Here is an 11,676-nt window from a genome sequence, read left to right as displayed (position 1 = left end):
GTCTCGAGGAAAGTTGAAAAAAGTAAACTCATTGCAGGGAGCTGGTTGTTGTTTTGGCGGGACGACTGCGTCCGGACTGAACCGATTCATGTAGTTGGTCGCGTAGTCTTGCGGCGATGTCCGGATGGCGTTCGACCAGATTGAACGTTTCGCCTGGGTCGGCTTCCAGATCGTACAGTTGTCCTGGCGTATCCGGTGCGTTATCGGGCAGGGCATACGACTTCAATTGTCGGTGTTTTTCATAGTTGTTTCCTCCGGATCCTTTATGATCCAAGTACTTCCATTTGCCTTGTCGGATTGCCAGCCAGCGAGTTCCGCCAAAACCTTGTTGCAAGAGATACGGACGCAATGGGCCGGACAAGCGTTCCCTGAAAACAGGGATCAAGCTGTAGCTGTCTTCCGCCGCGTCATCAGGCAGGTCGACATCAAGTGTTTCCGCTGCGGTCGCAAACACGTCGCACAGTGAAATCAACGCATCGGAGGTCGTCCCTGGGCGAATGCTGCCCGGCCAAGTCGCAATGAACGGCACGCGATGGCCGCCTTCCCAATTGTCCCGCTTGACGCCACGCCAGGGACGTGCGCCGTCGTGTTGGTGATCGTTTCGCATATGGAATACGGTGGGGACTTCTGGGCCGTTGTCACTGGTAAAGATCACCAAGGTGTTATCGGCAATGCCCAATTCGCCCAACGTGTCGGTCAATTCGCCGACGATGTGATCTAGCTGGGCGATGAAATCACCATGCGGCCCCGAGTCGGTTCCGCCTTGAAACGCGGGGGCAGGAAACGATGGAAGGTGAACCGCTTGAGTGCTGTGCAACAAGAAGAATGGCTGGTCGGGATGGCGTCGAACATGGTCACGCAAAAATTGCCGACTCTTTTCCAGGAAAACCAAATCAACGGTTTCCAGGTCAAAGTCTGGGGCCTGCATCCCACGTCGGTTGTCGTTGGCATAGGGGTGCTTGGGCAACGTCGATCGATCCAACAGTCCGGTCGGCGGTGTGGGGATTCGATCACCATCGATGAACGCGTACAGCCAATCGGTTGTCGGGCAGCAAGCGGTACCAAAAAATTGGTCAAAGCCGCAATCGATCGGCCCACCGTCGATGCGACGCGAATAGTCAATTCGTTGAACGTCGGGAAGTCCGCCGCGATGGATCGGTTGGCCCTGTTCGTCGTAGAACGTCAGGCCAATGTGCCATTTCCCAAAACAGGCGGTGGCGTAACCGTTTTGTTGAAGCATGCCGGGCAAGGTCAAGCGGTCACTTGCGATCAGGGATGGTCCACCTGCGCCGCTGAAGACACGTCCGCCGTTGGGAATGCGGAATGCCATTTGGCCGGTCATCAAGCTATAGCGTGTCGGCGTGCAAACCGTGCATGGGCTATGGGCATCGGTCATCCTCATGCCCCGGCGGGCCAACGCGTCGATGTTCGGTGTCGGGATGTTCGATTCCGGGTTGTAACAGCCGATATCACCGTATCCCAAGTCGTCGGCCAGGATGACCAGGATGTTTGGACGCGACGCCCCATCGGCAGCGGCGACAGATCCATGGATGCATCCAGCGACAATCGTCAAGGCAATCCGTGCCCACCAGACCATCATTGCATGGGTTCGTCGGACAGGATTGCCGACGCGGATGACAAACGCGTCGGTGGAAACCGGGATTGTTGGGTGAGCCATGGCATTGTTGGTATCGCGAATGTTTCGAGCCGTCAGTCTACCTCAACGGCCGATCGGCGATGGAGTTTCAAGGGATCCACCGATTGGAAATGTCGAACGTCGGATCGAACAGGTTTGCCTTCGGCGGGTAGGATGTGACCTCTTTGAACGATCCCAGTGGAGACCGCGATGAAAATTGCATGCATCCGCGCCTATCAAGTCGATCTTCCCTTGATCGAAGGCTCATACAATTGGTCGGGCGGAAAGTCCGTCTCGGTGTTTGACAGCACCATCGTTGCGGTCGAAGCGGACGACGGAACCGTGGGCTTTGGCGAAGTCTGTCCGTTGGGACCAGCCTATCTGCCCGCGTTTGCCGCGGGTGTGCGGACAGGGCTTCGCGAAATTGGTCCCAGTCTGATCGGATGGGACCCACGCGAGCTTGGTGCGCTGAACCTGCGGATGGATTCGGTGCTGCGTGGGCACCCGTATGTGAAATCGGGGGTCGATATCGCGTGTTGGGATCTATTGGGCAAAAACAGTGGCTTGCCAGTTTGCACGCTGATGGGGGGACGTCATGGCGACGCGGTGCGGTTGTACCGGGCCATTTCCCAACAGTCGGCGGACGAGATGGCGGCGAAAATCGCGCGCTATCGCGACGAAGGGTACACACGATTTCAGTTGAAGGTCGGTGGTGATCCCGATATCGACATCGAACGCATTCATGCGGCTCGCGATATCCTGCCCCCATCGCATCGACTGGTTGCCGATGCCAACACCGGTTGGACGCAGCATGAAGCGATGCGGGTGGTTCGGGCGACAAAGAATTTGGACGTCTACATCGAACAGCCCTGCGAGACCTATGAAGAATGTTTGGCGATTCGACGCGGGACGGATCATACGTTCGTGCTGGATGAAAACATTGACGATCTTGGCATGCTGTTGCGAGCTAAATCCGATCTGGCAATGGACGTGGTGAACCTAAAAATCAGCAAGTTGGGTGGACTCACGAAGGCGAAGCAGGCGAGAGATTTGTGCGTCGCGATGGGAATCGCAATGACTTTGGAAGACAGTTGGGGCGGAGACATTGCCACGGCGGCGATCGCGCACTTTGCCCACAGCACCCCCGAGGCCTTTCGATTCACCAGTACCGATTTCAATAGCTATGTCACGGTCTGTACCGCGGACGGAGCACCCCAACGGATGAGTGGTTGGATGAAAGCGTCGGACCGACCCGGTCTGGGGATTCAGCCTCGGATGGATGTTCTGGGCGATCCCGTGCTGGAGATTCGCTGACGTTGTGGTCGGCTGCTGAAACATTGCCGGCATGTTTTTGATTGGCTGTTCTGGCCGTGCGGCCAATTCGATCAATTCACTTTCCGGTGAATGCGGAAATAGGTGAAAGGTGGTTACCCCACCATGCTTGCTGTGGTGAAGTGCCGCAGACGCTGTCTCGTCGGCTTCACGGCGTCCCGCATCAAGTTTTCGTGGCGTTGTGCACGCGTCTTCGTCGTTACACTGCACCGCAAACCTCCTTGTAACGTCCACTGTGGCGTTGCCCGCAAATTCGCATGAGAATTGATATGGCCTGCCCCATCTTGAGACTCTCCGTCTTCCTGCTACTCCTCGGTGTTTTGGTGCGGGCCGCAGCGGCGGAAGATCCCGATCAAGTGTTCGCCAGTCAGGCTCTTTCGTCGCTGGGGATGATTGACGTAACCTCGCCCCCATTTGGTGCCGATCCGACGGGCGAAAGCGACAGCACCGAAGCGATTCAGCGCGCGATTTTGTTCGCACGTGACGCACAAATGGTGACCTACTTTCCAAAGGGCACCTACGTCGTCAGCGACACACTGCGGTGCCTGCACGGGCGTTGGGATCCCGACATCGGCAAGCTTCGCAATACACGCGACTTGCCATGCATTTTGGTCGGCGATCGGTCAACAACGGAACGTCCACTGATCCGACTTGCCGATCATAGCCCTGGATATGACGACCCAGCGCGTCCCAAGCACGTGGTTCGGTTTTGGGCATTCGGAAGCGGTCGAGAGCAACCGACCACCGAGTTGCAGCCGAATATCAACATGAACCAAATGATGATCGGAATCGATGTCAGTGTCGGTCGTGGGAATCCGGGGGCCGTCGCCATTCGCCATCGCGCCGCACAGGGTTCCAGTATCCAAGACTGTACCATCGATGCCCGAGGCGGATTGATCGGATTGGAAGGCGGCGCGGGGTCGGGAGGATCCCACTTCGGAATCACCGTGATCGGAGGAAAAGTCGGAATTGACTACTCCGAGACACAGCCCGCGCCCACCTTGGCCGGGATCACCCTGATCGATCAAGAACAGACCGCAATTGTCAATGCCTCGCGTCAGGCTTTGACGGTGGTCGGGTGCCGGATCGAAACCAACGGCCATGGTCCCGTGATCGTCACACGCCAAAAAACACCACACCATGGCCAACTGTCGATGGTCGATTCCATGATCGACTTCAAGAAGCCCGGCCAGAATGTGGTGATCGATGCACAAGCGGCGGTGACGATGCATGACGTGTATGTGCGTGGTGCATCGGCTGTGGTGCAGAGTGGCCAACAGACGTTGTTCAAAGCCGATCAAGAAGGCTGGATGCGTGTGCAGGAATTGGCTGCCGCACTACCGGCCCCGCCGCTGGGATCTTGGACGCCGATGCCGGGCTTTCGATACGAGACGCCCATTTTTGTGAATGGCAACCGTTCGTTGTCGGCGATTCATGCACTTGTCGATTCGGTGAATGGTCCGCCGGAGAATCTGGTGACACGCCACCTTTGGCGATCATCTTTTCCGTCGTGGCAATCCCCCGGAGCGGTCAATGTGGCTGAACCACCGTATGAGGCTCAGGGCGATGGTCAGCACGACGATACGGAGGCCATTCAACGCGCCGTTGATGAAAACGGAATCGTTTTTCTGCCGAAAGGGGTTTATAAGATTTCACGCCCGATTCGTTTGCGATCCGACTCTGCACTGATCGGTGTAGGGCGTTGCTATACCTGGATCGAACCGCTGGGCGGCAAGGGGAGTGCGTTTGTAAACCCGGCGGACCCAATGCCATTGATCCAAACGGCCGACGATGCGCAGGCAAACACGACGTTGGCGTTTCTTGGTTTACAGACGACGCTGGACGCACCCGGTGCCTATTGTCTGAACTGGCGATGCGGCGGGGCATCCGTCTATCGCAGCGTCAACGTTGACATGCCGGCGGCGTGGAAAGCAAAACGCTTGAAAGAATCACCCCAGTATGACTTCCCATTGGTGCGAATCACCGGCAACGGTGGCGGCAAATTTTACAATTTTCACCAAGAATCCTGGGGGCTTCATGGAAGGGAATACCGCCACGTATTGGTCGAAGGCACCCGTCAGCCATTGCGGTTCTATCAATGCAATCCGGAACATGCCCGCAGCGATGCAAACATGGAGATTCGTGGGGCAAGCGATGTCAGTGTGTTTGGCGTCAAAGGCGAATACCAAACCCCAATCATCAGGATGGTCGACAGCGACAAGATCCGCATTTTCGGCTATGGAGGCAACGCATCGGCGTGGCCGGGTCGTGCGCTCTTTGAAATCGAAGATTGCTCCAGCTATTTGCTGACCAACTTGGTGGATTCACCACGACTCCAGGGGGCGGGTTCGGCGGATCATTTTGCCGGCGAAGGCTCGGACCCCAGGACCTGGTCGATGGTTCAGGTGATCGCCGGCGAAAAGCCAGACCTGGAATTACGTCCCGCCGATCGACCGGTCTTGATCCGCCGCGGTGATCCCTGAGGCTGGCTGCAGGGATGGGCTGCCGCGTGAGTTGTCAAGTTCCAGCGACGACCAACACCGCTCCGGTGGATTGATCGGAGGCAGTCACTCGGATTGCGGCATATTGCCCCGCTGTGCGGCGATGTTGGCCGATGTCAAGTCGATGCTTCCGCGTCCGCATTAGGCTGGTATGTCGATCTGGGGTGACTCGGTCCTGGCATCCGGTCGAAAATCCGTCATTCATCCAAAGGCAAAGGCATGAACTTCTCATCCAATACATCTGAATCTGCAAGTCGTCGTCAGTTCTTCAAAGCAGGGTCGGCCGCGATGGCTGCCGCATCTGTCGCTTCGGCGCCCCGTGTGCATGCGGCTGGCAGTGATGATCAGGAGATCCGAATCGGTTTGATCGGTTGCGGTGGCCGGGGAACTGGTGCCGTGATTGATGCCCTGGGTGCTGAACGTTTGACCGTCTACCCGCAATCGGGATATCACACCGAAACGGTGGCCCAAGACACAAAGGTCAGCCAAAGTCGAATGCGCGTGGTGGCACTTGCCGATGTATTCGAAGACCGTCTGGAAAGCTGTCGAAAACAGATGGGCAAGTTGGGGTTTGATTTGGGACCGGAAGTCTGTTTCTCCGGTTTCGATGCTTACAAGCAGCTTCTTTCGATGGCCGATGTGAACTACGTCATTTTGGCAACGCCGCCCCATTTTCGGCCGCTGCATTTACAAGCGGCCATCAATGCCGGTAAGCACGTTTTTATGGAAAAGCCCGTGGCCGTCGACGTCCCTGGTGTTCGCATGGTGATGGAAGCCGGAAAGCTCGCCCGGCAGAAGGGTTTGGGCATTGCCGCCGGAACGCAGCGACGCCATGACCGTGGCTATCGTGAAACCATCGAGCGAATACACGGCGGCGCTATCGGCGACTTGGTCTATGGGAAATGCTATTGGAACGGAGGGCAGATCTGGGTGGTTAATCGGAAACAAGAGTGGAGCGACATGGAATGGCAGCTTCGCAATTGGAACTATTTCACTTGGCTTTCAGGCGACCATATCGTTGAACAGCACGTTCACAATCTGGACATTATGAATTGGGTGATCGGGTCACACCCGTTGCGTGTGGTCAGCGGTTTGGGGGGCCGTCAGGTGCGAACAGATCCACGTTATGGGCACATCTATGATCACTTTGCAGTGGAGTACGAATACCCCGGCGGCGTGTCCGTATTCAGCCAGTGCCGTCAGATCAATCGTTGCAAAAATATGGTCAGCGAAGAAATCGTTGGCACTCACGGCATGAGCAACTGCAAAGACTATATTCAGCCGAAATCTGGAGAAGCCTGGAGTCGACGGCAGAAAGAACCGAGCGCCTACAAACGGGAACACGAGGACTTGATCAACAGCATCCGCCAGGGCCATCCGATCAACGAAGCTCAGACGATTGCCGAAGCCACGATGACCGGAATCATCGGTCGCGAAGCGGTGTACAGCGGCCAAGGAATCGAGTGGGACGAAGCGATGAAGTCCGAGGTCAAATTGGGGCCCGAACAATACCAGTTGGGCGACCACCCCGTTCCGCCCGTTCCCATGCCGGGAACGTATCGGTTTGTATGATGGAATCCGGCAGCCGTTGACACCGTCAACGGGCAGCGATTCCCGTCACAGCGAAGGTGCCTGCCAATCTGGAATGCCGGATTCCGCCAATTGCTTTTCGTAACGGACGGCTTGTGGTTGGACGGGGCAATAGGGGGCATCTTCATTGACCATCAGCGGTCGCGTCTCGTTCCACCATTGATCGTAGAGGGTCCGCAATCGTTGAACGACGTCCGGATGGGCGTCGGCGACGTCGGTGGATTCTTTGGGGTCGGAACGAATGTCAAACAGTTCGTTGTTGTTGACCAGACGCCAACGTGCGGTCCGCACGGCGCATTTGTCATAGCGACTGTCGTTCGGATCGGCGCCTTTTTTCCAGCGTCCGACGTGCACGAACAATTCGCGATCGGCCCATTCAGATTGAGGATTTTCCAGCAACGGCAGCAGGCTTCGTCCATCAATGGCTTGGGCATCCGCCGGAATCTTTACGCCCGCGAGATCGCAGAACGTCTTGTACAGATCAATGTGAGCCGTCAACGCATCGACATCGGCATTTTCGGGTAGCTTGCCTTTCCATCGCCAGAACGCCGGGACATGGGTACCGCCTTCGTAGGGTGATCCTTTGCCAGTTTTAAAACCGGCGGTAAACAGCGGGGTGGGTTTGCCGTTCCGTTTGCCGCTGCGTCCCGCCTGCCCGTTGTCGGTCATGAAAATCACCAGCGTGTTTTCCCACAATTCCCATTCGTCTAACTTTTGCATCAGCCGACCAAAATTGTCATCGATGTTCTCGATCATCCCGTAGCGACCTTGGGTATTCCCGTCCCAACCCATGTCGGCAAATCGCTTCTTATAACGTTCGGGTGCGATCATGGGGCCGTGTGGTGCATTGGTCGACACGTAGGCAAAGAAGGGTGTACCGGATTGTTGTTGATCGCGGATCCATCCGAGTGCCGCTTGAAAGAACACATCGGTGCAGAATCCTTGGGTCTGAACGATGGTGTCGTTGTGCAGAATCACGTTGTCGAAATAGCGTTGGTCTGCTTTGCGGTTCGGCGGGAAATCGGCGCAGCTACCTTGGAACGATTGGCCGATTCCGCCGGCGCCGTGGATGAAGACTTCGCTGAATCCGCGTTGATAAGGCTGGTATTCGTCTTCGTCGCCAAGGTGCCACTTTCCAAAGATTCCGGTGGCATATCCGGCTTGCCGCAATAGCTGTGGAAACGTGGTGGTGGACAGGGCCATTCGTTCCCGTTCCTTGATGGTGTGGGTCACGCCGTTTCGAAACTCGTGACGTCCGCTGAAAATCGCGCTGCGGGTGGGGGCACAGGTCGGGCTGACATGAAAGTCGGTGAACCGCATCGACATCGAATGAAACTTGTCCAAGTTCGGCGTCCGCAACACCGGGTTCCCCATGCAAGACAGGTCGCCCATGCCCTGGTCGTCGGTCATCACCAGCAAGATGTTCGGCCGACTGCCGGTCAGGGAATCGGCACCGGCGGTTTCGGCACCCCCGATCGTGATGCAGATACAGAACGAGACCAGCAACCAGTGACGGTGAAAAAGCATTGCAAACACTCTTGGGGTGGGGTGTTGGGGCGGCAACCGGACATGTCGATCCCTAGCATATCGATCGCGGAGTTCGGGGTGTTGTCGATTGTGGCCCGTGGCCGAATCAACGCTGCTAGAATTGTCCCCACATCGTTTTCGATTCGCCGTACCTAGAGGTCAAACGTGGACCATCGCTCGTTCGTTCCGTTCGCGGTTTTGGTGGCTTTGCTTGGATCGGTGAATGCCCCACGCAATTGTGTGGGTGCCGAAAATCCGAACATCGTACTCATCTTTGTCGATGACCAGGGTTATTACGATCTTGGTTGCTATGGCGCAACAGAGGTCCAGACACCTCGAATCGACGCCTTGGCGGAACAAGGTGTGCGGTTGACGGACTACTATGCCGCGGCACCGATCTGCAGTCCATCAAGAGCGGGGTTGTTAACGGGATGTTATCCGCGACGCGTTGGGAACCACATCTGGGTTCATCGCGCCGATTCGAATACCGGGATTCACCCCGATGAATTGACTCTGGCAGAATTATTAAAATCGGCGGGGTATGCCACGGCATGCGTCGGCAAATGGCACTTGGGTTTTCATCCGCCATTCTTGCCGCTTCAACAAGGCTTCGATCACTATTACGGCTTGTTGCATAACCTGGACCCGGTGGAGGTCGTCTATTTCGACGATCAGGGCGGTGTGCCTTTGATGCGGGGAGATCAAGTCGTCAAACGACCGGCGGATCCGTCGGAGCTAACGCGGCTTTATACCGACGAGACGATCAAGTTCATCAGGGATCATCGTGACGGGCCGTTCTTTGTCTACCTAGCCCACACGATGTTGCACAACCCGTTGGGAGTGGGTCCGGAGTTCAAGGGCACCTCGCACTGGGGCGATTATGGAGATGCGATTCAGGAGATGGATTTTCATGTCGGACGGATTGTCGATGAACTCGAGAATCTGGACATCGACGACAACACGTTGATCGTCTACGCGTCGGACAATGGGCGAGGCCCCGGTCGCACGCCCGACCAGAAAATGCAAGGCCGGAAGTTGTCCACTTATGAAGGTGGGATTCGAGTTCCCGCGATCGCTTGGGGGCCGGGTGTCGGGATTACCAAGTCATTGGTGTCCGGTGCCGTGACGCGAGCGATGGATTGGTATCCGACGCTGGCGACCTTTGCCGGAGTGCCGGTTCCAACGGATCGAGTCATTGATGGACGCGATTTGACGCCATTGCTGACCGGAGAAACCATATTGGTACCGCCCCCGGGGTTGAAGATGTCCTTGAACGCGACGGTTCCATTGCGGCGTCGCTTCGAACCCCCTGGGGAATGGGCGTCAATGATCAATCGCAACGAATACTTTGACGCATTTTTCTATCATGGCAGCCAAGGCGCCCTGGCTGCGGTGAGGTGGCGAAATTGGAAGCTTGTGCTGAATCCAAGTTTGACCTTGTACGACTTGGCGAAAGATCCGGGCGAAACGAAGCCGGTGCGCAACGGAGAGATCTTGCGAAAGTTGCGGGGAATGGCGGTTCTGTTTCAAGAAGAAATGCGACGGGATGCGCGGCCGGCGGGCGTCGTTGTTCCCAAACAAGCGAATGGCCGGACACGGGTCACGGCGGATCAGTTGGATCGATTGAATGCAAAGACGGACGTGGTGTATGCGCAGTACGATGATCGACAGTTGGCGATGGATATCTATCGCCCAAGTTCTTCATGGGGGACATTGCCCGCGGTCGTCTGCATTCACGGGGGCGGTTGGTACAAAGGAAATCGATCAAGTCATCGGGCGATGGCGCAATCACTTGCTTTGCGTGGATACGTGACAGCAACGATTTCCTATCGACTTAGTGGCGAAGCGTCCTTTCCCGCAGCCATTCACGATTGCAAAGCGGCGGTGCGTTACTTGCGTGCCCATGCCAAAGAGTATGGGATTGATCCTGATCACATCGGCGCGATGGGACTTTCGGCTGGCGGCCATCTGACCGCGCTGCTGGCGACTTCCGCGGGCGTGCAAAGGTTGGAAGGAAGCGGTGGAAATCCCCAGTTCAGCAGCGCGATCCAGGCCGCGGTACCCATGGGTGCCCAAACGGACCTGTTATCGGAGCGGACCCGCACCGTGTCCGCCAGCGCCAGCCGGGGGGAAATCTGGCGACAGTTTTTGGACGGTTCGTTGGACCAAAACGAATCGAATTACCAGTTGGCATCACCGTTGTTTCATTTGAATGACGGCGACCCACCGTGTTGGTTTGTGACGGGGGCATTGGACGATCCCAGCACTCACGCGGATGGCTTTCGCAAACGCATGGATGAATTGGGGATTGATACCGGGCTGACTGTCATCGCAGAAGCGCCGCATGCGTTTGTGGGCAAGCAGCGTTGGTTCGACACGATGTTGAACGACGCGGATCGTTTCTTTCAGAAGCACCTGAAAGCAAAAGCCGGGCAGAAAAACGGACAATAGCCGTCTTCGGGCGCGCTATTGATCCATCTCTCGCTGCAACCAAGCTCGGGCGTATGCCCAATTCCGTTTGGTGGTCCGGGGAGAAACGCCCAGGATTTCGGCTGTTTCTTCGATGGTCAGTCCTGTGAAGTAACGCAGTTCCACCAACTTTGCCAACTCGGGATCTTCGTCGGCAAGTTTGGTCAGTGCGTCATCAAGACTTAGTAGGTCGTCAATATTGTCCGGGGTCACCGCCACCAGGGCGTCGTCCATTTCTTGACGCACCCAATCGCCACCACGCTTGTCGCGACTTTTCCGACGTGCGTTTTCGATCAGGATTCGTCGCATCGCTTCGGCGGCTGCGGCGAAAAAGTGTCCTCGTCCGTCCCATTGTTGCGGTCGGCTGCCACCGACCAAACGCAGGAATGCTTCATGAACCAAAGCCGTGGGTTGCAACGTGTGCCCGGGCTTCTCCTGATTCATTCGGCTGGCGGCCAGACGCCGAAGTTCGTCATAGACGACCGGCAAAAGATCATCGGCGGCTTTGGTATCGCCGCTTTCGATGGCCGAGAGTATTCGCGTGATGTCCGGGTTCATATGCTGAAGCCGCCGTCGCGAAATCGGTCAGCGGATCGAAACGGGTGTCGGGGAGAAAACCTT

Annotated in this window: 7 protein-coding genes; 4 read left to right on the top strand and 3 right to left on the bottom strand. The window is 56.7% G+C overall.

Going from position 1 to position 11,676, the window contains the following annotated elements; all coding sequences use genetic code 11:
* Positions 1-28: 28 nt before the first annotated feature.
* Positions 29-1,678 carry a sulfatase family protein gene (locus HFP54_RS07310; RefSeq protein WP_235951324.1) on the bottom strand — a complete coding sequence of 550 codons (1,650 nt, stop codon included), beginning with the start codon at positions 1,676-1,678 and terminating at the stop codon, positions 29-31.
* A 168-nt stretch (positions 1,679-1,846) separates the two neighbouring features.
* Between HFP54_RS07310 and HFP54_RS07305 the strand changes: the two genes are divergently transcribed.
* The 3 genes from HFP54_RS07305 to HFP54_RS07295 all read left to right on the top strand — a co-directional run bounded on the left by HFP54_RS07305 (position 1,847) and on the right by HFP54_RS07295 (position 7,041).
* Positions 1,847-2,950 (top strand): cis-3-hydroxy-L-proline dehydratase, encoded by a 1,104-nt coding sequence (locus HFP54_RS07305; protein WP_168564574.1) that lies wholly within the window; start codon positions 1,847-1,849, stop codon positions 2,948-2,950.
* 287 nt (positions 2,951-3,237) lie between these two features.
* The gene (locus tag HFP54_RS07300; protein ID WP_168564573.1) at positions 3,238-5,451 is read left to right on the top strand and encodes a glycosyl hydrolase family 28-related protein; all 2,214 of its coding nucleotides are present in this window, start codon (positions 3,238-3,240) and stop codon (positions 5,449-5,451) included.
* Between the two features lie 306 nt (positions 5,452-5,757).
* Positions 5,758-7,041: a Gfo/Idh/MocA family protein gene (locus HFP54_RS07295; RefSeq protein ID WP_206036034.1), complete on the top strand. Its 1,284-nt coding sequence runs from the start codon at positions 5,758-5,760 to the stop codon at positions 7,039-7,041.
* A 45-nt stretch (positions 7,042-7,086) separates the two neighbouring features.
* Here HFP54_RS07295 and HFP54_RS07290 read toward each other — a convergent pair whose 3' ends face one another.
* Positions 7,087-8,586: an arylsulfatase gene (locus tag HFP54_RS07290; protein ID WP_168564571.1), complete on the bottom strand. Its 1,500-nt coding sequence runs from the start codon at positions 8,584-8,586 to the stop codon at positions 7,087-7,089.
* A 165-nt stretch (positions 8,587-8,751) separates the two neighbouring features.
* On the opposite strand from HFP54_RS07290, the gene HFP54_RS07285 reads away from it, so the two are divergent.
* Positions 8,752-11,037 (top strand): sulfatase-like hydrolase/transferase, encoded by a 2,286-nt coding sequence (locus HFP54_RS07285; protein WP_315853855.1) that lies wholly within the window; start codon positions 8,752-8,754, stop codon positions 11,035-11,037.
* 15 nt (positions 11,038-11,052) lie between these two features.
* Here the strand turns inward: HFP54_RS07285 and HFP54_RS07280 are convergent, their stop codons facing one another.
* Positions 11,053-11,613, bottom strand: a complete 561-nt coding sequence (locus HFP54_RS07280) for an ECF-type sigma factor (RefSeq protein ID WP_146410338.1) — start codon at positions 11,611-11,613, stop codon at positions 11,053-11,055.
* Positions 11,614-11,676: the final 63 nt, after the last annotated feature.

Origin of the sequence: Crateriforma spongiae (assembly GCF_012290005.1) — a bacterium.
In the GTDB taxonomy this organism is placed as follows: domain Bacteria; phylum Planctomycetota; class Planctomycetia; order Pirellulales; family Pirellulaceae; genus Crateriforma; species Crateriforma spongiae.
This window is presented reverse-complemented; position numbering and strand designations above follow the sequence as displayed.